Origin of the sequence: Phaeobacter sp. S60 (assembly GCF_000826845.1) — a bacterium.
Classification (GTDB): domain Bacteria; phylum Pseudomonadota; class Alphaproteobacteria; order Rhodobacterales; family Rhodobacteraceae; genus Phaeobacter; species Phaeobacter piscinae.
In genome coordinates this window covers 37,701-62,516 of record NZ_JSWJ01000013.1, presented here as the reverse complement: position 1 = coordinate 62,516, position 24,816 = coordinate 37,701, and the positions used below count along the sequence as shown (strand labels likewise).

Annotated in this window: 28 protein-coding genes; 6 read left to right on the top strand and 22 right to left on the bottom strand. The window is 58.4% G+C overall.

All coding sequences use genetic code 11. The features are described from left to right. A partial coding sequence (locus OO25_RS14050) for a DUF2189 domain-containing protein (protein WP_040180770.1) occupies positions 1–460 on the top strand: 460 nt, incomplete at its 5' end. A gap of 18 nt (positions 461–478) precedes the next feature. Here the strand turns inward: OO25_RS14050 and OO25_RS14045 are convergent. After that, positions 479–1,237 (bottom strand): helix-turn-helix domain-containing protein, encoded by a 759-nt coding sequence (locus OO25_RS14045; RefSeq protein ID WP_040170886.1) that lies wholly within the window; start codon positions 1,235–1,237, stop codon positions 479–481. 259 nt (positions 1,238–1,496) lie between these two features. Here OO25_RS14045 and OO25_RS14040 point away from each other — a divergent pair, with 259 nt between their 5' ends. Further along, a complete protein-coding gene (locus tag OO25_RS14040; RefSeq protein ID WP_040180768.1) occupies positions 1,497–1,976 on the top strand; it encodes a hypothetical protein in 480 nt (159 codons plus the stop codon). A 136-nt stretch (positions 1,977–2,112) separates the two neighbouring features. On the opposite strand, the gene ilvN is transcribed toward OO25_RS14040, so the two are convergent. From ilvN to OO25_RS14020, 4 genes are all read right to left on the bottom strand, one after another. Further along, positions 2,113–2,673 carry an acetolactate synthase small subunit gene (gene ilvN / locus OO25_RS14035; RefSeq protein WP_040170609.1) on the bottom strand — a complete coding sequence of 187 codons (561 nt, stop codon included), beginning with the start codon at positions 2,671–2,673 and terminating at the stop codon, positions 2,113–2,115. Positions 2,674–2,739: 66 nt separating this feature from the next. Further along, positions 2,740–4,491 (bottom strand): acetolactate synthase 3 large subunit, encoded by a 1,752-nt coding sequence (locus OO25_RS14030; protein WP_040180766.1) that lies wholly within the window; start codon positions 4,489–4,491, stop codon positions 2,740–2,742. A gap of 464 nt (positions 4,492–4,955) precedes the next feature. Beyond that, positions 4,956–5,600, bottom strand: coding sequence for a response regulator transcription factor (locus OO25_RS14025; RefSeq protein WP_040170611.1), 645 nt, complete (start codon positions 5,598–5,600; stop codon positions 4,956–4,958). A 76-nt stretch (positions 5,601–5,676) separates the two neighbouring features. Continuing rightward, positions 5,677–7,110: a cache domain-containing protein gene (locus tag OO25_RS14020; protein WP_040180765.1), complete on the bottom strand. Its 1,434-nt coding sequence runs from the start codon at positions 7,108–7,110 to the stop codon at positions 5,677–5,679. 252 nt (positions 7,111–7,362) lie between these two features. Here OO25_RS14020 and OO25_RS14015 point away from each other — a divergent pair, with 252 nt between their 5' ends. The 3 genes from OO25_RS14015 (at position 7,363) to OO25_RS14005 (ending at position 11,927) form a co-directional block, all read left to right on the top strand. Continuing rightward, positions 7,363–8,445 carry a TRAP transporter substrate-binding protein gene (locus OO25_RS14015; protein ID WP_040180764.1) on the top strand — a complete coding sequence of 361 codons (1,083 nt, stop codon included), beginning with the start codon at positions 7,363–7,365 and terminating at the stop codon, positions 8,443–8,445. 181 nt (positions 8,446–8,626) lie between these two features. Next, positions 8,627–9,553: a TRAP transporter small permease subunit gene (locus tag OO25_RS14010; RefSeq protein ID WP_040180763.1), complete on the top strand. Its 927-nt coding sequence runs from the start codon at positions 8,627–8,629 to the stop codon at positions 9,551–9,553. Positions 9,554–9,569: 16 nt separating this feature from the next. After that, positions 9,570–11,927, top strand: a complete 2,358-nt coding sequence (locus OO25_RS14005; protein WP_040180762.1) for a TRAP transporter large permease subunit — start codon at positions 9,570–9,572, stop codon at positions 11,925–11,927. Positions 11,928–12,074: 147 nt separating this feature from the next. On the opposite strand, the gene OO25_RS14000 is transcribed toward OO25_RS14005, so the two are convergent. The 7 genes from OO25_RS14000 to OO25_RS13970 form a co-directional block, all read right to left on the bottom strand. Continuing rightward, entirely contained in the window at positions 12,075–12,458 is a 384-nt protein-coding gene (locus tag OO25_RS14000) for a VOC family protein (protein WP_040180761.1), read from the bottom strand. A gap of 4 nt (positions 12,459–12,462) precedes the next feature. Continuing rightward, complete coding sequence (locus tag OO25_RS13995; protein ID WP_040180775.1) at positions 12,463–13,284, bottom strand: arginyltransferase; 822 nt, start codon at positions 13,282–13,284, stop codon at positions 12,463–12,465. A 228-nt stretch (positions 13,285–13,512) separates the two neighbouring features. Further along, on the bottom strand, positions 13,513–13,944 hold the full coding sequence (locus tag OO25_RS13990) for an RDD family protein (protein WP_040180759.1): 432 nt from the start codon (positions 13,942–13,944) through the stop codon (positions 13,513–13,515). A 120-nt stretch (positions 13,945–14,064) separates the two neighbouring features. Then, complete coding sequence (locus OO25_RS13985) at positions 14,065–14,535, bottom strand: DUF2852 domain-containing protein (RefSeq protein WP_040170619.1); 471 nt, start codon at positions 14,533–14,535, stop codon at positions 14,065–14,067. Between the two features lie 375 nt (positions 14,536–14,910). Then, positions 14,911–15,336 carry a hypothetical protein gene (locus OO25_RS13980; RefSeq protein WP_131551010.1) on the bottom strand — a complete coding sequence of 142 codons (426 nt, stop codon included), beginning with the start codon at positions 15,334–15,336 and terminating at the stop codon, positions 14,911–14,913. A gap of 123 nt (positions 15,337–15,459) precedes the next feature. After that, entirely contained in the window at positions 15,460–15,783 is a 324-nt protein-coding gene (locus OO25_RS13975) for a hypothetical protein (RefSeq protein WP_040170623.1), read from the bottom strand. Between the two features lie 9 nt (positions 15,784–15,792). Beyond that, positions 15,793–17,019: a hypothetical protein gene (locus tag OO25_RS13970; RefSeq protein ID WP_040170625.1), complete on the bottom strand. Its 1,227-nt coding sequence runs from the start codon at positions 17,017–17,019 to the stop codon at positions 15,793–15,795. Positions 17,020–17,242: 223 nt separating this feature from the next. On the opposite strand from OO25_RS13970, the gene OO25_RS13965 reads away from it, so the two are divergent. Continuing rightward, positions 17,243–17,428: a hypothetical protein gene (locus OO25_RS13965; protein WP_040170626.1), complete on the top strand. Its 186-nt coding sequence runs from the start codon at positions 17,243–17,245 to the stop codon at positions 17,426–17,428. Between the two features lie 35 nt (positions 17,429–17,463). Here OO25_RS13965 and OO25_RS22375 read toward each other — a convergent pair whose 3' ends face one another. The 10 genes from OO25_RS22375 to OO25_RS13925 form a co-directional block, all read right to left on the bottom strand. Then, a complete protein-coding gene (locus tag OO25_RS22375; RefSeq protein WP_040170627.1) occupies positions 17,464–18,444 on the bottom strand; it encodes a phage late control D family protein in 981 nt (326 codons plus the stop codon). Continuing rightward, positions 18,441–18,650: a tail protein X gene (locus tag OO25_RS13955; RefSeq protein WP_040170628.1), complete on the bottom strand. Its 210-nt coding sequence runs from the start codon at positions 18,648–18,650 to the stop codon at positions 18,441–18,443. The genes OO25_RS22375 and OO25_RS13955 overlap by 4 nt, the downstream gene beginning before the upstream one ends. Next, complete coding sequence (locus tag OO25_RS22990; RefSeq protein ID WP_165587444.1) at positions 18,647–18,790, bottom strand: hypothetical protein; 144 nt, start codon at positions 18,788–18,790, stop codon at positions 18,647–18,649. The genes OO25_RS13955 and OO25_RS22990 overlap by 4 nt, the downstream gene beginning before the upstream one ends. After that, a complete protein-coding gene (locus OO25_RS13950) occupies positions 18,790–19,215 on the bottom strand; it encodes a phage tail protein (RefSeq protein ID WP_051338946.1) in 426 nt (141 codons plus the stop codon). The genes OO25_RS22990 and OO25_RS13950 overlap by 1 nt, the downstream gene beginning before the upstream one ends. Continuing rightward, a complete protein-coding gene (locus tag OO25_RS13945) occupies positions 19,215–22,052 on the bottom strand; it encodes a phage tail tape measure protein (RefSeq protein ID WP_040170630.1) in 2,838 nt (945 codons plus the stop codon). Before OO25_RS13945 ends, OO25_RS13950 begins: the two co-directional genes overlap by 1 nt. Positions 22,053–22,073: 21 nt before the next feature. After that, complete coding sequence (locus tag OO25_RS22590) at positions 22,074–22,202, bottom strand: GpE family phage tail protein (protein WP_081698684.1); 129 nt, start codon at positions 22,200–22,202, stop codon at positions 22,074–22,076. 26 nt (positions 22,203–22,228) lie between these two features. Beyond that, entirely contained in the window at positions 22,229–22,549 is a 321-nt protein-coding gene (locus OO25_RS13940; RefSeq protein WP_071196540.1) for a phage tail assembly protein, read from the bottom strand. Positions 22,550–22,632: 83 nt separating this feature from the next. Further along, positions 22,633–23,133 carry a phage major tail tube protein gene (locus tag OO25_RS13935; protein WP_040170632.1) on the bottom strand — a complete coding sequence of 167 codons (501 nt, stop codon included), beginning with the start codon at positions 23,131–23,133 and terminating at the stop codon, positions 22,633–22,635. Between the two features lie 12 nt (positions 23,134–23,145). Continuing rightward, positions 23,146–24,327, bottom strand: coding sequence for a phage tail sheath C-terminal domain-containing protein (locus OO25_RS13930; RefSeq protein WP_040170634.1), 1,182 nt, complete (start codon positions 24,325–24,327; stop codon positions 23,146–23,148). Further along, on the bottom strand, positions 24,320–24,811 hold the full coding sequence (locus tag OO25_RS13925) for a hypothetical protein (RefSeq protein WP_040170636.1): 492 nt from the start codon (positions 24,809–24,811) through the stop codon (positions 24,320–24,322). The genes OO25_RS13930 and OO25_RS13925 overlap by 8 nt, the downstream gene beginning before the upstream one ends. Positions 24,812–24,816: the final 5 nt, after the last annotated feature.

Sequence of the window (24,816 nt, the reverse complement as noted above, 5' to 3'; positions counted from 1 at the left end):
CTGGCAGCAAAGTCGCCGTCAGCTGCCGTCGATCTGCGCCATTATCATTATCGTATTTCTGTTCTGGTTCTTCCTTGGTCACATGATTTTTGCTCTGTTTCTGGGGCATTCCACGATGACCAATATCTCCAGCTCGCCTGAGGTCTTCCTGACCGCAAACGGGGTGACTATGCTGGCGGTTGGTAGCGCGGTTGGTGCGATTTTTGCGCTGCTCCTTTATATGATTACGGTGCTGTCGCTGCCGCTATTGCTGGACCGGGAGGTGGATTTTGTCACCGCCATGATCACCAGTTTTTCCTATGTGCAGAGCAATTTTGTACTGATGATCCTCTGGGCGGCTGGCATTGCTGCGGCGACATTTGTGGCGATGATCCCGGGATTTCTGGGTTTGCTGCTGGTGCTGCCGCTGCTGGGCCACGCCAGTTGGCATGTCTACCGGCTGATCACGGCGCGGGCCTGAATTGGGCCTCCGCGCCCGCTATCTGAACCGCGTACCCACTCCCAGCAATCGCTGTTGAAAGGGGCTGAGTTCGTGTTGCTCCACAAATCCGGCCCGCCGCGCGGCGCGCAGGATGGCCCTGTGGTTCTGCCCCAGGTATTCATAAACCATACGCGTGGCGCGGTCGGCGGTCTCGCTTTCGCGACTGGTACGGGCGACATAGCCGGCCCAGACATTGGCCTCCATCGCGGGTACATTGGCCAAATAGTTGAAGGATGAGGTGCGCCCGCCGCGCCGCGCCAGCGTAAAGGCGACGCCGTCGTCATAGGCCGAGGCATAGCCACGAAATTCGCGGGATTTCGCATCGGCTGGCAACCCCTGATAGCGCATAGCGGATTTTGCTTCATAACCGCGGATGTAGGTGACCCCTTCGCTGCGAAACACCCGCACCAGCCCCAGAATATAGCGATCCGTCCGCACGAAGCTGCGGCGCAGAAACTGATAAAGACCGGACGGGAAGAATGCTTCAGTCATATTGGTGACGCCGGGGCCCAGAAAATCGTTCAGAAATGGTCCCTGAAGGATCTGCCCCTTACAGGAGAGCTGCGCGACCGGGTCCAGCAGGATGCGGGCATCCACGTCGAAGAAATTGCAGATCCTGTCCAGGACATCGGGCCGCGGAAAGCTCTCTCCGGTCAGGTAGCGATTAAATTGTGTGCGATTTATCCCCAGTTGCCGCGAAAGCTCAGAAATCGAGGGGTAGTCCTTGGCCAGCTGTCGAAGGTTAGCACCAAACATATTGCGCAGCTCGGCAGGGGAACGGTCGGGCTGGCTCACGTGTATCTCCTCTATGTTTGCAAATGGCTTCAATACCAGATCTTGCGGTTACCCACGGGAAGACATATCACAGTTGTAGATAATAACCGCTATTTTGATGCTACATAGCATCAATTCTGCATAAAACGGACACAAATTCGTACAGAAATTTCCAGATGTTCTTGGTGTTCCTAAAGCCTGATTTATCTCAGAATGGGTTGGGGCCAATGTGAGGTATGATATGATTGGTGTCGTTCTCTGGACCGACCATGACCTGCGGCAGGCTGTGATCTGGTGTGAAGATCACGGTGATCTGGTGTATTATCGTTGGGCTTCCTCTGATGAACCCATTGTGCTCAGCAAGGGAGATTGCGTCGCATTCCAGGTTGAGACGAAAGGTGCTTTACGGCTGGCCTGCGATTTGCGGATTATCAAGGAGAGCCAGAGCCCTGAACTCGCCGCGAAACTGGTCCGGGCGGAGCATGAGGCCAACCAAGTACCGCCAAAGAGTCGCTCAACCGCGACGGTCATGTCTTGGGAAGATGCGCGCCAGGATCCGCTATACCCTAACCCTGTCGGGGGAGAGGTGCGGGCCTGCGAGTCTGCCCTCGACGGTCTCTGCGATTCGTTCGATCCCTATCTGGCCGGGGCGACGGTGGTCTCCTTTCCGGACAAGAAGGCCAGAGAGGCCCGCGCGCAAACCAAACGGCGCAGCGGCTGACAGCGTCGCCCGAAGGGGTGTGCAGCATTTTGCGGGCATTGGCTGCACCTAGAGCAATTGCCGTTCGACCCTCAGTTTGCCCAGCAAAAGGGGGCCGCGCGGACGCCGCCCCCTTTGGGTGTTCTTCCGGATCTGATCAGTTGCCGCGCAGCAGCGCCGCAACGCCGGTGCGGGCGATTTTGGTCAGCCCCAAGGGCCGCATCATTTCTGCAAAGGCGTCAATTTTGTCTGGCGCGCCGGTCAGTTCGAAAATGAAACTGTTCAGCGTGGTATCCACAACCTTGGCGCGGAAAATCTCCGCCAGGCGCATGGCCTCGACGCGTTTGTCGCCTTCTCCAACCACTTTCACAATGGCCAGTTCCCGTTCCACGAAGGGGCCTTCCACGGTGAGGTCCGTGACCTCATGCACGGGGACGATCCGCCCCAGCTGCGCCTTGATCTGCTCAATCACCTGCGGGGTCCCGGTGGTGACGATGGTGATGCGCGACAGATGGCCTGTGTGATCAACCTCGGCCACGGTGAGACTGTCGATATTGTAGCCACGACCGGAGAACAGGCCAATCACGCGGGCCAGAACGCCGGGTTCGTTTTCCACCAGAATGGTGATGGTGTGGCGTTCCTGAACATCCGAGAAATTCGGGCGCAGGTTATAGGCGGAGTGGCTGGTGGAGCCTTTTTTGATGTGTAGGGCAGACATTTACGTCCCTTTCCTAAATTCCGGGGCAGGGCGTTGACGCCCCGCAGAATCTGTTCGTAACCTGGGTTAAACCAGCACCGCGCCGCCGGATTGGATGACGCCTTGGGTTTCGGCCTCGCCCAGCAGCATCTCGTTATGTGCCTTGCCCGAAGGGATCATCGGGAAGCAGTTTTCGTGCTTCTCCACCAGACAGTCAAAGATCACCGGGCCGTCGTAGTCGAGCATCTCCATGATCGCGTCGTCCAGATCATTGGGGTCCTTGCAGATGATGCCTTTGGCGCCAAAGGCTTCGGCGAGTTTCACGAAATCGGGCAGCGCTTCGGACCAGGAATGGCTGTAGCGCTCGCCGTGCAGCAGTTCCTGCCACTGGCGCACCATGCCGAGGCGCTCATTGTTGAGGATGAACTGTTTCACCGGCAGGCGGTATTGCACGGCGGTGCCCATTTCCTGCATGTTCATCAGCCAGGACGCCTCGCCCGCGACGTTGATCACCAGCGCATCCGGGTGCGCGACCTGCACCCCAAGCGAGGCGGGGGTGCCGTAACCCATGGTGCCAAGGCCACCGGAGGTCATCCAGCGGTTGGGATCTTCAAAGCCGAGGTATTGCGCCGCCCACATCTGGTGCTGGCCCACTTCGGTGGTGATGTAACGGTTGCGATCCTTTGTGAGGGCCTCAAGCCGCTCAAGCGCATATTGCGGTTTGATGGTGCTTTCAGACGCGGTGTAGGCGAGGCAGCGGATATCGCGCCACTCACTGATCTGCTCCTGCCATTGCGCAATCGCGGCGCTGTCGACCTTGCGGCCGCGGCTTTTCCAAACTTTCAGCACGTCTTCCAATACATGGCCGATGTCGCCAACAATCGGGATGTCCACGCGGATCACCTTGTTGATCGACGAGGGATCGATATCGATATGCGCCTTGGTTGAATTCGGGCTGAAGGCATCGAGGCGGCCGGTGATGCGGTCATCAAAGCGCGCGCCGATATTGATCATCAGATCGCAGTCGTGCATCGCCATATTGGCCTCATACAACCCGTGCATGCCCAGCATTCCCAGCCAGTTCTTGCCGGAGGCCGGATAGGCGCCAAGCCCCATCAGGGTGGAGGTCACCGGAATGCCCGTTGCCTCGGCGAGTTCGCGCAGCAGCTGGCTGGCGCCGGGGCCGGAGTTGATCACACCACCGCCGGTGTAGAACACCGGGCGTTTGGCGGTTTCCATCGCGGCGACCAGCTCGGTGATGGCCTCCAGATCGCCTTTTACGGGCGGCTGGTAATGCGACGCGGCAGGTTTGGGGCTCTGATAGGTGCCGGTGGCAAACTGCACATCCTTCGGAATGTCGATCAACACCGGGCCGGGGCGCCCGGCAGTGGCCACATGAAAGGCCTCATGCAGGGTGCCCGCCAGCTTCTCGGTGTCCTTCACCAGCCAGTTATGTTTCGTGCAGGGGCGGGTGATGCCCACGGTGTCGGCCTCCTGAAAGGCATCCGAGCCAATCATAAAGGTCGGCACCTGACCGGTCAGAACCACCAGCGGAATGGAATCGAGCAAGGCATCCGTGAGGCCGGTCACCGCATTGGTGGCACCGGGGCCGGAGGTCACCAGAACAACGCCGGGTTTGCCGGTGGAGCGGGCATAGCCCTCGGCGGCGTGCACGGCGCCCTGTTCGTGGCGCACCAGAATGTGCCGGATATCATTCTGTAAAAAGATTTCGTCATAAATCGGCAGAACAGCACCGCCGGGATAGCCAAAGACCGTGTCCACCCCCTGATCCTTCAGGGCCTGAACAACCATTTTTGCGCCGGTCATCTCACGTTTCATCTGCTTTAGCTCCAATTGGCGGCATCGTTCTGTTTCGCATAAAAAAAGCCCCCGATTTCTGGTCGGAGGCGCATGGGTTCGATTATGGTGTACCGTTACCGGCCCATGCGCGTGGTTCCTACGACTACGACTAGGATTTTCATCGTCTTGGCTCCTCTAGCGTTAAGGCGGACCTTAGGACCGGGGGCAGGGGGCGTCAACAGGGAAATGAACCGAAAACACCCCGGTTTGGGACATTTTATTGCGTCAAATCGGTGCGCAGCGACATTATTGCGGTTTTGGGTGGAGTGAATCGTGCCATTTCGGTCCTGATTTCCCTGTTTAGGCCAGATCAGCCCTCGTGTATTGGAGGGTATCAGGTCTTTTTCTCCACCGATATGTCCGGCTCTGGACCTAATTTAATGGTATTGCTGCTGCATCGCAGCGTTGCGACAGCTCAGTATCCGACAATCCCGGCGGGCGGGTCAGAAACTGTGACCGGTGCCCTGTAACACGCCATGTTCCAACGCATAGCGGGTGAGCCCCGCAGTCGAGGATATGCCCAGTTTGCGTTTGATATTCTTGCGGTGGGTTTCCACGGTGCGCACGGAGATATCCAGCGCCAGCGCCACATCCTTGTTGGACTTGCCCTGTGCCAACTCCAGAAGGATGGTTTGCTCGCGCCCTGTGAGCGCCTCGCGGTTGGGATCATCCTTGGGCTTCAGGGAGCCTTCGGCACCGGTGCAGAGATAGGTCTCGCCGCGCATCACGGTGTCAATGGCCTGACGGATCTCCTCGGTCGGGACATCTTTCAGCACATAGCCCATGGCGCCATGAGCCAGCGCGCTGGAGATATATTCCGGGCTGTCGTGCATCGACAGGATCAGGATGCGGGTGGCAGGGTTTTGTTCGAGGATGATTTCCGTCGCACTCAACCCGCCGAGTTTGGGCATGTTGAGATCCATCAGGATCACATCCGGTGTCAGTGCACGCGCCTCGGTCACAGCCTCTTCGCCATTGCTGGGAATGCCCACAACTTCGATGTCGTCATAGCTTTCGAGGATGGACTGGATGCCCTCGGCGACCATTGGATGATCGTCGACGATCAGAACGCGAATGGTGTTTGGCATGATCGCCCCTCATGTGGCTTGCGCGGTTCCTGTGGCCCTATGCTGTGATGACAGATCGGGCAGGGCGCAGTTTGGCTCAGGACACCCGTTTGGAGGTCGCATTGGCCGCGTCTCCGGGCGGCAGAAGATGGCTCAGCGGCAAGAGCACCTCAATCACCGTGCCGCTTTGCGTGCCCCGTGATGACAAAATCCTGAGGGTGCCGTCAAGCTGTTCGATCCGTTCCTGCATGTTGCGCAGCCCGATCCCCGGGCCACCGCGGTCCTGCACTGGTGGCAGGCCGCGACCATTATCGGTGATCCGCATGGTGGCGCCACGGGCATGACCGCGCAGATCCATGGTGACCTCGGTGGCCTCGGCGTGGCGTTCGATATTGGTCAGCGCCTCCTGCGCAATACGATAAAGCGCGATCTTGGCATCCGCGTCCAGACGGTTGCGAAACACCACGGTACTGAACCGGGTCTCAATGCCGGTGCGGGCGGCAAAGTCATCGGTCAGCGCCTTCAGCGCCGGTCCCAGACCCAGATCATCCAGCACCCCAGGGCGCAGGTCGCGGCTGATGCGGCGGACCTCGGTGATGGCGGTGCCCAGATGTGAGATGCCCTTGTTCAAGGGATCATCAACGTGGTCGAAATCGCCGCGTGACAGCCGCCTGCGGGCATTGTCCAGAGCGTAACGCACCCCGACCAGCAGCTGGCTGATCCCGTCGTGCAACTCACGCGCGACGCGGCCGCGCTCTTCTTCCTGCGCGTCAAAAACCCGCTGGGTCAATTCTTTCAGCTTGGCGTCGGCCAACCGGCGCTCGCGGATGTTCAGGACCATGCCAGAGGCAAAGACCAGACCCAGCGCAAAGAGGGTGATCCCCCCGATATAATAGAAGGTGCGACGAATGCGGGTCTCTACCTCGGCGCGGGAGGCCGCGACGGAGGCCAGAACATCGTCAATAAACACCCCGGTCCCGATCGCCCATCGCCAGTCTTGCAGACCCAGCACATAGGCCACCATCTGCGCCTCTTCGCCGGTGGAGGGTTTTTCCCACATAAATGTGTGCCAGCCGGCCCCCTGACGGGCGAGGCGGATGAATTCATCCACCACGGGCGTACCGCGACTGTCCGTAAGACCGCGCCAATTCTTGTTGATAAACTCCGTCTGGCGGGGGCTGACCAGATTGGTGCCGTCGTAGTCATAGACAAAGAAGAACCCGTCCCGGTCATAGATCATCGCGCTGAGGATCTGGGTCACCTGTTCCTTTGCGGGCTCATCGTCCGGGGCGGCCAGCCCGTAGATATGCGAGAATCCATTCCGTGCTTGGGTCACATAGTTGCGCAGCTCAGCCTTCTTTGCCTGCAACAGCTGCTGTTCCAGTGCCTTGATCTCCCGTTCGGCCAATGCGCGTGACTGCACGGCAACAAGAACCGCAATGGCCGCCCCGGCGACAATCAGCGGTAAGGTGGCCAGCAGAGAGAGTTTCTGGGCGTAGTTCGGTCGCAGGAAATCGGGGATCAGACGCATGGTCGAATCGTTACGCAATCCGATTTGAGAATCAAAGCCCCCATTGGTGCGGTCACCGCACGAATGTCTGACGTGCCCCATGCTGCTGTCACAGCCTGCCCGGAATTTGGCCAAAAAATTTGGCCAAATTGCAGCTTTCTACGCAGTAGTAGGTATTCACATGACGCAGGGTGCGGCTAGGCTTGCCCCACTCGACAAGACCTGTTTCGGGCGCAGACCCGGAGCAATCCAATTAAATGGGAGGAGAAACCTATGGATCGTCGTTCCTTTTTGAAGACATCCGCGCTGGGGGGCAGCGCCGCCGCAGCAACCACTCTGGCCGCACCAGCCTATGCACAGGGTAAACGCACCCTGACCATGGTCACCACCTGGGGCCGTGGCCTTGCAGGCGTTCATGATTCCGCACAGTTCGTGGCCGACAGCATTACCGCCATGTCCGATGGCAACCTGACCGTCGACCTAAAAGCGGCTGGTGAACTGGTTGGCGCCTTTGAAGTCTTTGACGCCGTGACCGCAGGTCAGGCCGATATGTACCACGGTGCAGACTACTATTTTACCGGCCAGCACCCGGGCTATCAGTATTTCACTGCAGCCCCGTTCGGCATGACGCCGCAGGAATTGGTGAACTGGTATTACCACGGCGAAGGCATGGCGCTGCATGATGAGCTGGGTCAGATCTTTGGTCTGAAATCCTTCATCGGTGGCAACACCGGCCCGCAGGCCGGCGGCTGGTTCTCTAAGGAAATCAACGGCCCCGAAGACTTTAACGGTCTGAAGTTCCGGATGCCGGGCCTGGGTGGCAAGGCGTTGGGTAAACTGGGCGCCTCCGTCCAGAACATCCCTGGTTCCGAAGTGTATCAGGCCCTGTCTTCCGGCGCGATTGACGGCACTGAGTGGATTGGCCCCTGGGCGGACGAAAAGGCCGGTTTCCAGGAAATCACCAAGACCTACTACACTTCTGGCTTCCATGAGCCCGGCGCCGCACTCTCGGTTGCGACCAACCGCGACGTCTTTGACAGCCTGTCACCGGCACATCAGAAGATCATTGAGATGGCGGCAGCAGCTGGCCACCAGTGGAGCCTGGCGCAGTTCATGAACAACAACGGTGCAGCGCTGCAGCGTCTGCAGTCCGGCGGCGTCAAAACCCTGGAATTCCCGGACAGCGTCTGGGATGCCTTCGGCCAAGCCTCCAAGGAAACTCTGGACGAATTCATGGGTGACGAGCTGTTTGCGAAAATCCGCGGCAGCGTCGAAGAGTCCATGAAGGCCTCTTCCGGCTGGATTACCAAGTCGGAAGGCGCCTATCGCGCACAGCGCGACCGCGTTCTGGGCTAACCCTCTTCGAGCGGTTTCAATCGGATCCTCCGCAACGGCGGGGGATCCTTTCGCAATTGCAGCCGGCAGGGAAGGCCGCGGCCATCTATGCCCATCGGGTCCTACGATCCGTGCGCGCCTGATTTTATCCCAAAGATGACAATCAAACGGCCCGCGCTGCACGCATTTATTCGAGGGAAAAATGCAGGACGAAAGTGGCGTTTCCTTTTTTGGAGCCTTACTGGGCGGCCTGATCTGGCTGGTTCAGAACATTGCGGGCGCCTTTTATAATTTCGGCTATGCCGTCGCCAACCCGCAGCTCTGGCTCGATTGGTCCGACAAGGCCTCCGTCATGCGGTTTGTCTACTATGGCGGGTCGGTTGAGCTCTTCTTTGTGGTGTTCACCGCGTTTCTGGTGCTGACGGCTGTCGGCATCTATCGCCATTCCATTATGTGGGGTGTCGTGCGCGGACTGGAGGGCTTTGCCAACACGCTGGGGCGTCTGTTTGCCTGGGCAGGCCTGCTGATGGTGCTGCAGCAGATCGTGATCGTGTTCATGCAACGGGTGTTTGCACGCCCGGACATGAGCTTTGGTCTGGGCATCGCGCTGGAAAAAGACATCAGCTGGTTTGCAGAAGAACTGAAGCTTTACAATGCTTTGGTCGTCTGTCTTTGCGTGACCTACACGTTTGTGCAGGGCGGCCATGTGCGGGTCGATCTGATCTATTCCGGTATCAGCTTCCGCGCCAAGCGGGTGGTGGACATGCTGGGATCGCTGATCTTCATGATGCCTGCCGCGGTGCTGACGTGGATGTATGGCTGGTTCTTCCTGTGGCGCCACCTGATTGTGCCCAAACCCTCCGCCTCTGACACTCTGGACCGGCTGGTGATGAAATCACGGGCCTTGCGCTGGAACGTGGAAACCATCGGCTTCAGCCCCAATGGGTTCAACGGGTATTTCCTGTTCAAGATCCTGCTGGTGGTCTTCGCCGGTATCGTCTTCCTGCATGCCATCGCGTTTTTCTACCGCTCCTTCCTTGAGTTTGTGGAAGGGCCCGGCAGTGAGAACAAACACCTCGACAAGGACAGCCTTGGTGAAGGTGAAGAAGCCTATGAAGGCGCGCATTAAATAAGGGACAGCCCCCATGCTATTCGGACTTGATGGCGTTGAAATCGGCCTGATCATTGTCTTCTTCTGCCTTTTTGGCGGTATTCTTTCCGGCTTTCCGGTGGCTTTTGCCATCGGCGGAGCCGGGGTCATCTCCTTTGGGATCATTGCGGCGCTGGACAGCGCCGGGATCCTTGTTCACCAGGCCATCGACACCTCGTCGCAGGTCTATCGGGATCTGGTGAATTCCGGCGTGAAGCCGGATTCTGTGTCGGTCTTCCGATACCCCGATCTGCCACGCGTCGCCGAGGCCGTCTTCCCGCAAGGCTGGGAAGTTGCGATGGATCGCAACATCTCCTTCATCGTGAACCGGATGAACGAACGGGTCCTGGCGGGGGCGTCGATTGAGACCCTGCTGGCGGTCCTAATGTTTGTTCTGATGGGCATCACACTGGAACGTTCCAAGATCGCCAACGACCTTCTGACCACCATGGCGCGCGTCTTTGGCCCGCTGCCCGGCGGTCTGGCGGTGTCGATTGTCGTTGTGGGCGCTTTCCTCGCTGCCTCAACAGGGATCGTGGGCGCAACTGTTGTGACCATGGGCCTGCTGGCGCTGCCAACCATGTTGCGCAACAACTATTCGCCGGAACTGGCGACTGGTGTGATTGCGGCCTCTGGCACACTTGGCCAGATCATTCCGCCGTCCATCGTGATCGTTCTCTTGGGCACGCTGGCGGGGGATCTCTACTCCACCGCGCAGGAAGCCCGCGCGCAGGAGTTTGGCTGCTCTGATGCGCTGACCTATCTTGGGGAGCCTGCGGTAGTGTCGGTCGGCACCCTGTTTCAGGCAGCCCTGTTGCCGGGCATCATGCTGGCGTTGCTCTATGCGCTGTATGCGTTTGGCTATGCGCTGCTGAACCCGGAAAAAGCCCCTGCGGTGGTTCTGGAAGGCGGCACCGGTGAGCCGATCACCCGGGGCGAAGGCCTGACCTGGTTCCTTGGCGTGCCGGTTGCGTTGATTGCGGGTGCTATGCTGCTTGGCCAGATCAATCTGATCGGCAGCCAGAACGTCAATGTCTCTGCCTTCTCCGACGCAGGTCAGACCGCAGCACTGCGCACCAACGTTGGTGATGACTGTAAGGCCGCGATGATTGATCTGCATGGTCAGGAAGCCTGGGATGCAGCAGTGGTCGAACAGGAGGCCATTGATGCGGCGGGCGGCGTGACCGAAGCTACCAAGCTCACAGAGGAAGAGCTTGTCGCTGCTAAGATCGCCAAAATTGACGCAGCGGCGCCAATCGGCACTGGCCTGACCGTGCTGATGGTGCTGATGGGGCTGGTTCTGGCTGTCGGTCGTGGTGTTTCACCTTCGGCCGATCCCAAGCCGCTGATCCTTGGCGCAATTGGTGTTCTGCTGATCGCGCTGGTGGATGTTGTGGCGATTTCACCGACCACCAGCCCAGGTGTCACGGTTCTGTTGATCGCGCTGCCGACGCTTCTGGCCCTCTACGGGTGCAGAATCGCTGCGGGACGCAGTGCAAAAAATGATCTGATCCGGGTTGTCTTCCCGCCACTGATCCTGATTGTTGCGGTACTGGGGTCCATTCTGGGCGGTATCACCAACCCGACGCCGGCTGCGGCGCTGGGGGCTGGTGGCGCCATTATGCTGGCGGCCTACCGCAAGCTTCAGGATCAGGGCAAATCCGGCAAGATCATCATCTGGGCAACCTTTGCAGTGGCCATCTGTATTCTGGTGGGCGTGAATTTCGATCTGCGCATCAACGGTCAGAGCGGTGTGTCGGCCGAAACGGTCATCGCCTTTGGCGTGGCCTATGGCGCCTATCTCTTTGCGCTGTTTGGCCTGATCTACGGCTGCTGGGTGCTGTTCAAGGGTGGCGTCCTGACACCTGTGGTGCGCGAAACCGCCAAAGTGACCTCGATGGTGTTCACCATTCTGATCGGCTCGCAACTGTTGAACCTGGTGGTTATCTCCTTTGGCGGGGAGCATTATATCCAGCAGTTCCTCAAGAGCTTTGACAGTGAGCTGAAGGTTTTCCTCATTGTGATGGTGGTGCTGTTCATCTTGGGCTTCGTGCTCGACTTCCTCGAGATCATCTACATTGTGATCCCGATCGTGGGACCGGTGATCTATGGCGGGTCTTTCGATCCGAAATGGGTGACCATCATGGTGGCGGTGAACCTGCAGACCTCGTTCCTGACGCCCCCCTTCGGATTTGCGCTCTTTTATCTGCGCGGGGTCGCTCCAAAGGAGGTCACCACCGGCCATATCTACCGCGGGATCCTGCCATTTGTGCTGATCCAGGTGGTGGGTCTGGGCATCCTGTGGATGTTCCCTTCGATTGTGACCATTGTTCCGGCGCTGATGCCAAACTGATCCTGCCTCAATCGTCACATCAAAGGGCCCTCCAGACGGAGGGCCCTTTTCTCATGCCAAAGGGCGCGGTGCAGGGACGCTGCCCCACTGCGCCAGGGGCGCATTCACCCCGGGGTATTTCAGGCCAGAGGAGGGGCGCGCAATTGCTCAGGTAAGCTGAAGCAGATCCCAGCGGTTGCCGAAAGGGTCGCGCCAGACAGCGACACTGCCGTAGACTTCGTGGCGGGGCTCTTCCTCGAATATCACACCTGCGGCAAGCATCGCGGCGTGATCTCGGGCAAAGTCGTCAGTACGCAAGAACAGTCCGACGCGACCGCCAAACTGATCACCGATAACGGCCTGCTGTTGCTGGCTATCTGCGCGTGCCAGAATGAGGCTGCCATCACTGGCACCTGGTGGCAGGATCCTGACCCAGCGCTTACGCCCCAAATCGACGTCTTCGGCCAGTTGCCAGCCGAGCGTGCCGCAATAGAACTCAATCGCCTCGTCGTAGTCGGGAATGACCAGTGTGACGGCATGGAGGGTTTGCATGATATTACCTGTTGGGGCTGCGGGAGTCCGGCAAATGAATGTTGGCGACCTGTTCTGCGATGGGATCGGTCGACAGAGGGTGTGCCGTGTCATCGAAAGCGTCGGGATCAGTCATCGGCTGCCAGGCCCCGCGGTGATAGACCTCAAGTCCGGTGAATTTCGCCTTGTAGCCCATCTTGGCGCTGCCCGGGACCCAATAGCCGAGGTAGACATAAGGTAGACCGGCTTCACGCGCGATTTCGATATGATCAAGGATCATGAAGGTGCCGAGCGACTTCTGTGGCAGATCGGGCTGGTAGAAGGAATAGACCATGCTTAGGCCATCTTCGAGAACATCGGTGAGCGATACAGCGGTGAGGGCATTGGTCTCACGATCGTTGTATTCCACCACCCGGCTTCGGATCGGTGTTTCTTCGATCATGGCAGCATATTCAAAGACATCCATATCAGCCATCCCGCCATCGGCATGGCGGCTGTCCAGATAGGTGCGAAACAGCGCATATTGATCTTCGGTCGCCCAAGGGGAGGTGGCGCGCCGCTCCAGCCTGGAATTACGCTTCAGAGTTCGCTTCTGCCCCCGGCTGGCCTTGAACTCAGCGACATTGATCCGGGCCGACAGGCAGGCAGAGCAGTCCGAGCAGGAGGGCCGATAAAGCACATTCTGCGAGCGGCGAAAGCCCTGTTGTGACAGGCTGTTGTTCAACTGCTCAACCCCATCGCCCTGTAGCGCAGTGAACAGCTTACGCTCCATCCGATCTGCCAGATAGGGGCAGGGCTGCGGCGCAGTCACGTAGAACTGTGGGGCAATCGGCAGAGTATGGCGCATCAGGCGGGTGGGTGTCCGTTTGGTCTTGGCGCAAAAGGCCCCCAATGTCGCGCGGGCGCTGCAATGCGGTTGCGCTGACAGAACGGGGCACTCTGGCCACTAGGTTGATGTCGATGATAGCAACGCCGCCGCCATGCGCCAAGGGGCCAGTTCCGATTAAGGTTTACAGATTTTGGGATCTGTTCGGCGCCGTATCCGGGGCTGCGTCTTGGGGGCATTGGTTGCGGATTATCTGCGCCGGTTCAGCATCACCGTGCCCAGCACCGCATCCGTCAGCCCCTGACCGCGCGCCGTCATCAGCATCATCAGGATCGAGATCACCTGCAGCACAGGGAAGGCCATCGAGATCGAGTAGCCGGCGGTATGCAACAACGCGCCCTGACCATCAAGCTTGCGCCCTGAGAGGTCTCGCAACTCAATTCCCGCGATGACCATCCCCCAGGTGGCGGAACCTGCGGCGATGGTGACCGCACGGTAGATGAAGCCGATGACCAGATAGAGCAGAGGCCAGATGAACAGCCCGGTAAAGGCGGTGAAAACCACCGCGACACTGGCTAGAAGCGTGATCAAGACGCTGTCGATCAGCCAGGCGAACAGGCGCTTTGAGGCAACAAACTGGTAGAAATCGGCCTGATAGTCCGGGTCGGGAAGAGCGGTCATCACAGCCTCCTTCTGGTTTTATCTCGGGGGGAAACGGATCTGCGGCCTGCAAGAAGCGGCAGCGGTCTTGGCCACGGTAGGTGCCCCGCCCCGGATGGGGCGAGGCTGGGGGGAGGGGGGTCAGTGACGCTTGCTGCGGCGGGAGCTGCTATCGTCGTCATCCTCGTCGTCGAGTTCGATAGCCTCATCATCGTTCTGCAGCGCGCGCTCATGCATGAACTCATCAAATTCGGATTTGTCCTTCGCGGCGCGCAGGCGCTGCAGGAAAGCCTCAAAATCATGCTGTTCCTGCTCCAGGCGCTGCAATGTATCGGCCTTGTAGGCGTCAAAGGCGCTGTTGCCAGAGGGGGTCATCGCCGACATGCCATGGCGGGTCCAGGATTTACGACGTGTGCTGCAGGATTTTGAAAACATGCGTTTGCTCCAGATCATGTAAAACAAGAGGGCCAGGCCAACCGGCCAGAAAAACACGAAGCCAAGGACCATCGCTGCGATCCAGGCGCCTTTGCCCTTGCTGTCCAGCCAGGATTCGCTGCGGGAAAACCAGCCCTGTTCGGACGGCTGCGGGGCGGTTGAGGTATAACTCGTCATCGGGGTCTCCAGGTTAACGTTGCAAGGTGCGGCGCCTATGTGAATGCGCTTCACATTATGGAATATCGGAGTCCCCGGACTTGGTTTCAAGGTTCGATGTAAATCTTTTTCACATAAAGATGCGTTTGTGGGGCTAAGTCACTGTTATTACTGTTGTAGCGGGACACTTCCGTTTGCAAACTCGGACACTTCAAGTTGCAGCAAATTGCTTAGAACTTGGACCTGGTGTTAGGTGGTAGTTGTCGCGCTACGTCACAGTAGCGTGACGTGGGGAGATGGAACTGACAATAGCAGGACACATCTGTCTGCAAAATCTAATACTTCGGGTTGGAGCAACCCGAAACTGTACCAGAGTGTGAAGACTTTAAGTGCAAATTAGCCGGAGATCTTAGAGACCTGATCCTCAAGTACATTTCTTATGCCGCGTCTCATCGCCACTAGGTGTCGAGAGGTCTCAAGCAAAGCACAACTTCGTTTTTCCCAATCGGTCTCTACGGGAGCGCTTGTAGCGATATTCATCGCCTGAAGAATTGCGTCTTCTTTACTGTAGTAGTAGTCAGACCAATCATTGGAGGTTGAGAATTTGCTACGGTCAGCGTCATCTAGCCGCTTACCGAGTTTAGCTCCAACTGCTATGATTTCTCGATTAATATCAACAATCGTTCCGACATCCGAACTCTGGCTAGAGCTACGAGCGGCGGCACTTTCGAGCTTAACCTCCAGATCTTGAACCTCCGTAAGGAGAGCCTCGATTGGTTGGCGCAGTGATGAGCGAAATTCTTCGAGTTCGACTGTGCGCACTCGATTCCTACTGTCGACTAATTTTGTGTAAACGGTGTTCCCAAGATTCCAAACTAACGAGGCAAGTGCCACATATAACGCCAGAAATTTCGGGTCAGAACTCATGCTTGAAGATCGGCGATGCTAGTGCAGAAATGCGCTTCCGCGTTCCATTTTGACCCGTTCGATGCCGCGCATAACCTGAGAAATGATCTCCGGCCGTGCCGCAAAACGGTAATGTGACAGAAATTCTTCCTCGCTACGGAATTTCCTCACACTGCGAGCAAACATGCCCTGAAAAAAGGAGGTCGCAATAGCGTCAAGATTATCTGGAACTACGACTTCCACAACTTCTGTAGTCTCGTCGAGTGAATTAAGGTCAAAATAACCTCTGGCTTCAGCACCACGCTCATGTCCAGACAGGTTACGAACTTTTCCCTGCGTCAACTCAGAAAAATCAATGATCATTTTTGTTCCTCAGTTTTCAGCTTGCGATAGGTAATCTGGGTCAAGAGTGAACCTAATGCTTATCGCAGTACCTGGCAGCCCTCTATCCAAGTCGAAAACGTGCTTCGAATCAGGCGCACTCATAGCAGAGTTGTTTGGGTTACACCACTGTACTCTCGTCTTCGAATCTTCTGTCATGACGCTGCCTCTAAAGTAGGGCTCTTCCAGATTGATACAAGCTGCACCGGAAATAATGGTAACTTTAGGCTGAAATTGGCTCTTTCGAGTGTATCCGAGGGTGTCCACCAGATGAAGCATCTCCATCAGTCCAGTCCCGCCGCGTCCTTCCTCGTCAGCTTCTGCAACACATGTTACTCCGTCTTGTAGCGCTGCTAGTGTCGTTAACGTTTCGTTTGACTGTGTAGCGCCGAGCCTTTTCATGTTTGCAATATATTCGTTAATATCGTTCTTCTGTTCTGGTCTAGCTCTTTCCAAGCTTTCCGCGAATGTATCGCCTAGAGAGATAATTCCCAGTTGGACAACAAAAATCTTCTCCTCACCTACGTCGCGTTTGGCTAGGAATCCTGAGATCGACCAAGAACCGTCTCGGCGTTGGCCATCAGCATGGCGTTCTGCGTTTTCTAAAAGTTCGCCAAGCAACTGCTTGATCCATCCGACGCCACTGTTCGAAAGTTCTCGATTGATCTCAGGGCGCGCCAACCACTCATTCATGGCATCGCAGAAGCTATCAGTGGCTTCCTCCCTTGTTTGAACATCAATATACCGTTGTTTCGAACGTGTCTCTCCTTCACCGCGTCGGCGGTTTAACGGGAATGCCCAAACATCGTTGAAATCTTTGATTCCTGCGAAGCGTACTCCTAGGGCGTATTCGACGCCTATAGCGGCCAACACTTTCTGCATCGGGACGTTCATTTTGCCACCCTCAAAGATTGGTAGCATCTCATCCCAACACTCCACGAGGAGCATGAATGGAGCTACATCTTGGCAAAAGGTGTCGTTAAAATTAATTATCGCTGAAGCCGAAGTTGCTTCTGCTTTCGCAATTTCGACAAGTCCATCCAGTGTTTTTTGAGGAGCATCTAAGAAACTGAAGTCGCTAAGATCAATTGGTATGGGCGTGCCGTAGGTCTCAGGACTACGATCCTGTAGTTTTTTCCAGGCTTCTGGTTTGCTACGAGTTGGATGAAGTTTGTCTAGTAGCTTTGATGGCCGCATTGCGCGCATGAGTAGTACCATGTCGCTCGTCGTCAGAGGCCTGTTGCCACCAAGGTAGGTTTTGTGTTTTCGGATTATTCTCTGTATCGTTCGTTTGATGTTCGCTCGCTGGCGAGGCGGTAACCCGTCGACACCCCAACCACGCCTAAGTGCACGACGCCGACGGCTGTCCGTGTATTTTTGAGCAATGGATTCGATATGGCGGTTGCGACTATACGGTGCCGTTTTCTTGAGAAAATCTCGAATGCTGACCAAAAATCTTACCTTCGATAGAAAAATGAATCGCTTTACTAAGACAACTCACTATTCAGCAAACGGAATGCAAGGAGGGATTGATAAGAATGTGTTTTTTATCGACCTTTCCCAGAGAGGGCTATCAGGGTTTCCGGTCAAATTCCGGGTGCAGGGTGCGATGTGGTTTGTCCGTTGAACGCTATCTCGATTAGCCAATGCGCAGAGAAGGCACTATTTCTTCGCTTTCTCGTTGTCGCGTTCTGCTTTGAAGCTTGTTGTGAGTGTGGTGTCGAGGCAGTGGGTGACGCTGGTAATCAACCATTCGCCCTCCAGTTCGGGTTTGATGCCGGTCAGGTTGACCTTGGCCTCGGCCATCAGATCACCCCAGAAGCCGCCGAGCTGAACATCCACCGATCCGCTGGCGCGGGCGGTGCGGGACAGGGCGGCGTCGGCGGCGCGCTGTGCTTCGGCCTCGTTTGGGTAACGGTGGCGCAGCTTCAGCTTGGGGTCTTTGTCTCCGGCCTTGCAGGTGCGGATCTCAGCGCTGCCAAGGTCGGTCCATTCCACGATGACACAGCCATATTTGCCGCGCCCTTTCAGTTGCCAATCGCAAGACGACATCTGCGCGCGGTTCACCTCGAACACCGGCAGGGCAGAGCCATCTGCGGCTTTGTTCTCCCCGCGTTTGGCCACAACCAGAGCACCGCCCGCCGGTTTGGCGACGGCGTCCAGATCCTTGGCCAGGCGGGTCAGGAAGTTGAGGTCGCTTTCGGTGGTCTGGGCAAGATAGGCATAGCGGTGGGATTTCAGGCTGTCGCTGATCACCGGTTTCAGCTCGTGTTCGCCCGCGATCTTGGTCACAATGTCGGCAAGGGAGACGTTACGCCAGGACCGGGATTTGCGCGCCCGGATACCGCTCAGCATATCGGCGGCCTTGGCACCGATGGTCAGAATATCCGGCGCAATGCTGCCGCTCAACTCATCCACCACAAAGCGCCCGATCTCCACCAGATCGCCGGTGAAACCAAGCGAGATTTGCAGTGCGGCGCCGGTTTCGGGCAGGGCGATGGCATAGTCGCGGTCGTCCACTGTGATCTCTGCGCGGTCGGATTTGCTGCCCGCCTCATCAATGACGGTCAGGCCGATCAGCCGGTCGGCAAAATTGCCGGTGACATCCTCACCATCGGCGATGATCTGATAGGCGACCTTCATGACGTGCCCCAGAGGCGCAGCGGCTTGCGGACGGTGGCCGGGGCCGGATTGGGCAGGGTGATCAGCAACCCCTTAGGAAGAATAGGACCAAGCCGCGCCAGCCCCGGATTTGCCTCATAAACGGCAACGGTCATGTCCTCGCGGCCATAGTGATCCTTGCAGATCTCGTCGATCATATCGCCTTCACTGGTGCGGTGAGCCGTCATTTCTTTTGCTCCGGTTGCTTGGCTTTGGGCGTCAGATCAAAGCCAATTTTTTGACGTGGCTGATAGGCCAGCGGTTTGCCGTCGGGACCGAGCAAATCTGAATGAGTGAGAAACTCGGTTTCGTAGACGACGATGCTCATCACAGCCCCCCGAGGAATGAGGACAGGACGCCGTTGTCCTGGCCATAGGCTTGCAGGGTCAGCGAGAACTCAATCTTGCGCGGGGCGCCATCGGCCAGGAAGACGCTTTTGCGTTCCTCAACATGGGTGATCACCCAGCGGTCCCAGACCCAGCCGAGGCCATCAACCATCATCATCGGTTTGGCCACTTTGGCTTGCAGGCGCATCATCTCAACCTGCCGTAAACCGCCTTTGAAATGGGGATAAATCACCCCTTCAAGCCGCAGTTCCTCAGCGTCTGGCCCGGTGAACTGAAGGGCCGGGGCACGTCCGATGCGATTCACCTTTTCCCAGCGGTACGCGGCGGTGCGGGCAAACTGTTGATAGGAATCCCCGCCCATACCAAAGCGAAAGCCGCCAAGAGCCATCATGACCATGCTCAACATCAGTAATCCAACCCATCATGCAGGTCGGCGCGGCGCGCGCTTTCCCGTCGGTTCAGCTCTTGCATCACCATCCGCGCGATTGCGGCCTCATCGGTGCCCTGCGGCGGTGCGATGGTGATATTGATCGTGTCGCCTTGGCGGGTGATCTGCGGTGCGGCGGCTTGCGCCGACAGGGCCGGGCGCGGGTCAATCTGGCGCTGGATGTCGCCGGGGCCTGCGACGGCGGCCGCCGGGATCGACAGCGAGGTCGCCGCCATTGCCGCCTTCAGAACCCGCGTGGGCAGGATGCTGCCGGATACGCCAGGCACAAAGATCTCGGCGCTGCGTTCGCCGACCAGATAGGGCATCCCGGCGCGCACCGGCCCGCCTGCGTCTCGCTGCCCGCTCAGGGGATGTGACCTGGGGGAGCGTTCACGCCCTTCGCCGGTCGCTGCCTTGGCGGTGGGGCTGTCGCCACTGGCCCAGGCTTGCAGATCCGTCAGCCATTGCGGCTTGAGATTGACCAATTTGTTGGTGATGAACGTCACCGCCTGGTCGACGATTGAGGCCATGCCGTCCCAGAGTGATTTCATCAACGTGACGCCACTGGCAAAGAGAGAGATTTCGCGGAACTTGGCAATGATCTGCTGCGGGACGCCCAACAGCTCCATGACATAGGCCACCAGCCCGATGGCGCCTTCAATCGCAAGGGTGAAGGGGTTGAACTCTGCCAGCAGCTTGAACACGCCTTTGATCAGCCCCTCATCAAAGGCCGCGCGCACCAGTTCGATTTTCTCAGTGACTGCGCCGACAATCTTGTCCCAATTGTCATAGACGACATAGGCAAGTGCGGCGACGGCTGCGACGACCAGGCCAATGGGATTGGCCATGGCCAGAGCGCCAAGGCGGACAAAGGCACCGCTCAGCAGCTTGACCCCGCGCAGCAACAACAACAGCGGACCTTTGCCAACCCACATCAGCAGTTTGCCCGCCGCGAAGATGGGGGCCATGGGAAGCCACCAGATCAGGCGCAACGCGGCAAAACCCGCATAGAGGGCTGCGGCTGAGGCAATGACACGGCCTAAGCTGCCGTCCCATTCAAACAGCGACGCCACCATTTGACCAAGCGCGGCCCCGGCATCGGTGCCCCAGGACGTCCAGGCGTCGCGGCTGGCGTCCAGCGGCCCCAGGAGATTGCTAAACCACTGCCAAAGATCACGCGCGGCCCGGACGATTTCGTCCAGCATTGGCGCGGCGGGACCAAGGGCGGCGCGGAACCCGTCCCAGAACCCGGTAAAGAAGGCGCCAAGGCCGGACCAGTTGTTGTAGATCCAGATACCCGCCATCGCGACACCGGCCAGGAGCGCGCCAATGCCGGTGGCCAGAAACGCCCAACGGATCGCGATCAACGCGCCGCGCACCAGCTTTAACGGGTTCACCAGCGCCAGCAATCCACGCGCCAGAAGTGGCGCCAACATCAGGAAACCGCTGCCCGCCCGGATGATGTGCAGGAACACCGGCAGGATCGAGAACAGCGACCAGCGCAGGGCAATGGATGCGACCCGCAGGCTGAACAGCGCAAGTGCGGCTTTCATCATGCCGTTGATCAGAGCGGGGTGGGCGGCGGCCCAATCGGTCATCGCAGCCACAATCGGCATCAGCGTGGCCATCAGTTCATTCATCTGTGGCAGAACGGCAGTGCCGACGACAACGGCCAGCCCCTTGGCGAACTCCAGCAGGCGCTGGCGCTGCACAAAGGTGGTGGCCGCCTGTCGGCTGTATTCTTCCTCCATCAGCCCTAGCAAGCTGGCGGTGTCGGCGGCGTTGGCAAAGGCGGTCTCCAACATTTCGACATTGGTGATCAGGGGGGTGATCGCGCCCTTGGCTTCCTCACCAAAGAGAATACCGACCATCGAATTGCGCTGATGAACCGGGACGCTGTCAAATGACTTGATCACCTTCAGAATGGCGCCGGTTGCATCTTCCTGCATGTCTTTTGCAAGTTGAACCGGATCCAAGCCGAGTGCCTTATAGACAGCCTTCTGGCGTTTGGTGACATTGCTGCCACGGGTCAGCGCGTTGGTGAAGTTCTTCAGCCCGGTTGCGGCCACTTCTGGGGCCGCGCCTGCGGCCAGCAATGTGGCGCTGAGTGCGGCGATTTCATCGGCGGCAAGACCGGCGGATTTGGCAACGGTGCCTTGCCGGTTGATCACGGCCAGAATGTCCGCCTCGCTGGTCGCCATCGTATTGCCGAGCAGGTTGACGGTATCGCCCAGAACCATGGCTTCCGTGTGGGTCAGTTTCAGGTTCTGACGCCAACGCGCCAGCGCCGTTCCGGCCTCATCGGCGGTGATGCCAAAGGCGGCACTCATCTTGGCAGCGTCGGTGGCAAATTCCAGCAACTGGCGACGTTTCTCATCATCGGGCAGGTTTTCTTCTACCACGCCCATCCGACCAGCGGCGGCGATGATATCGGTCATGCCTTCGGCGGTGGCGGCCAACCCGCCAGACGTCACCAACTCGCGGATCTGCGTTTGCAGGATATTCAGCCCATTGGCGTCCTTGAATGACACCACCTTGGACACCTCGGCCAAACGCCGTTCGGCCTGAATGGCGGGTTCGGTCAAGCCGAGCAGAGTCCCGCCCAATGCGGCTAGCCCCAGAACCTCGCCTTGCAGGGCGGAGCGGCGCGCCTTGTTGGCTTCAAGCTGTTGATTGGCCCATTCCACACCACGGCGCCCGGTCTGTTCGGTGACGTGGCCGATCTTGTCCAGTGCGGCAGTTACCGGACGCGCTGGGGCCGACACCTGGTCGACCAGTTTCAAGATCAGGGCAATGTTCAGATCGCCTGTGGCCATGCCACCCACTCCAATATCAGCCTATTGCTGCGCGCCGTTCTGGGCCTCGGACCGCTCGCGCGCTTTTTCCCGCCACATGGCCAGCTCCTCGATGCTCATGCTGTCCATCACATCGGGCGGCCAGTGGAACACGAGGGCGATATCCGCCATCGCGTCCTCTACAAATTCGGGCAGTTTTAGGGGGTCGCCTCCAGTTCCAGAAACTGCCCCTCCAACTGTTCTTTCTTCGCGAAAAAAAGCAGGGTTTTCGTCGCCAGTTCGGTGAAGTCCTCCGGCTCCAGTTCCGAGGACAATTGCACAGGCGACAGCGGCGGCTGGGTGATGCGGGGCAGCAGTTTGAACATGGCGTCCACTTCCATCCGCAGGATATCCACCATCGACAGGCCGCGCAGTTCCCCAGGTGAGGGGCGCCGCAGGGTGATTTCGGTGATCTTTTCGCCGTCGATGGTAACGGGCGAGGACAGGGTGACAGCGTTGAGTTTTTGGGTTTTGCTCATGGGGCAGGCTTTCAAAAAAGTGGGGGAAAGGGCAGGGCGGATGAGCCGCCCTGCGGGGTGTTCAATGGGTCTTAAATGCTGCGTTAAAAGCCCATTGAGGCGCGAAGCGCAGCCAATTGATCAACGCCACCGATGACGCGCTTGCCCGCGCGCACGTCGATCTCGAACAGCTCGTTGCCGTTGTGCAGCAGGCGGAAATAATCGGCCTCAAGCGTGAGCTTCAGTGGAGCGTCAGAACCGGGCTTGAGGTCGGCAAAATTGGTGACAGCGAACAGACCGCCAACGGTGGCGACATAGGTGTCAGAGGAAAAGTCTTCTTCACCCATCGCGCCGGGGCGCAGTGTCAGCCGCTTGCGAGTGCCAAACATCGTAATCAGCTCCGGGGGCCAATCAGCCAGCGTCAGCTCACAGCGCATCGCCTCTGTGCCCATGTCCTGAGCGACGGTGCCGTCCATGCCTGCGCCGCGATGATTGGCAAGCTGGAGTTTCAGTTCCGGCAGCTTGCCCTCGGTGACGCGCCCGCAATAACTGCGCCCGTCCACGAACGCGCCGAAATTGCGGATTGTGCGGGGATATTGGATCATCGTTCAGCCTCCTTATGCTGCCTGTTTCACGCCGGAAACAAGATCGTCGTAATAGGCGCCATTGCGGTGGCCCCGGAAAATCAGGTGTTCCAGTGGGGCGGGCGGCTCCAGGTCGTAGTCCAGATACAGCTTGCCCGCTTTCAGGGTGGCCTCGGTGTTCAGTTCCGGGTCCATCCAGCAGTTGAAACCCAAAAGGGCGCCGCGCTGAACCAGCCCGCGACCAAAGGCCAGAACACCATCGCGGATATCCATGATGAGCTGCGCCGACATAGGACGATCCATGGCCCAATCATGGGCTTCGGCGATGCTCTGGGCGACGATGTCAGCCGTCCGCACAACCGACAGAAACGCCCATTGCGCATCTGCTGAGGTCGTGCGGTTACCCCAGAGACGGAACCCATTGTTGCGGATGATCGTGGCGACTTCGGCCTCGTTCATCCGGTTGGCTTCGGTAGCCGCTGAGTTGATGTGGAACCCAACCGGGCGAGCGGTGCCATTGATGCCGCGCAGGATCTTGTTTGACGGGGAATGCCAATAGCCGTTTTCAACGTCATTCTTGGCGATCAGCCCGGCAACATAGCCGGATGCCGGGCGGGTCACATTGCTGGCGCTGTCGGTGTCAAACGCGGTCACCGCTGGGTCGATGATGAACAGACGGTCGGAACCGTAATTCTGCCGGTCCAACTTCGCGTCCTCTTCGGTGGTGTTGGGGCCGTCCTTCAGCACCACGGCGCGGGTCTTTTCCGCCAGGGTAATGAGATTGGACACAACCGGATTGACGCCCTCACCGAGCAGGCCAGAGGTGAAGCCGGGTGCCGCTGTGATCCGGGGGGTCATGTCCAAAATACTGCGGGCATGTTCCAGGGCAAACACCCCGGTTCCGGTGGTCGGATCGCCAACCACATTGGCCTTGGTTGCAGCGGCGTTTTCCCCTTCTGGAGCGGCCACCACGACCACCTCGGTTGCGCCGTTTTGATAGGCCGCCAGATAGGCATCGCGCAGGGTGCCGCCGACGCCCAGTTCACTGGCGTGGCGGGGGCCTTTCAGGTGGACCGGCTTATTGCGGGGAAAGCCGAGGGGCGCATCGGGCGCGGTGCCGACAAGCCCGATAACGGAGCTTTTGGCCGAGCGGATCGGGCGGAGGCCGTCGTCAATGCGAACAACTTCGACCCCGTGAAGAAACATTTCAGGCATTGGGGATCTCCTCTTGGCCTGTGGGTTGGGTTTCGAGGGCAGCCGTTAGGACTTTCGCAGTTTCCGTGGCCCGACCAAGAACCTCGTCTAGTACCGCGGGCAGACCTTTGATACTGGATGTCAGCACCGCATCACCGCTTGTCAGGCGGGCAAGCGCATCCTTTGCCAACGCCTCAACATCATCATCACCTGCAAGCGCCTGCATGATATCCAGACGGCGGCGCTGCGCTTCATTGCCGGGGTTTTCCGAAATGGCGACGACATCGGCCACCACATGTGCCAACAGCACGCCAGAAATGTCGGACAGCGTGCCGAGAAGAGACAACGCATCCCCTGCCCGTGCTTCGATCTGCTGACGGATTGTCGCTTTTACTGCCCGTTGGATGCCCTTCTCGATAGCTTCCGGGGTAGCGGTCACGTTGGTGCCTGCGGGGTATGGTTTGCCGCCGATAATCGCGGCGGCCTGTAGAGTGGTGGTTTGCATTGCGC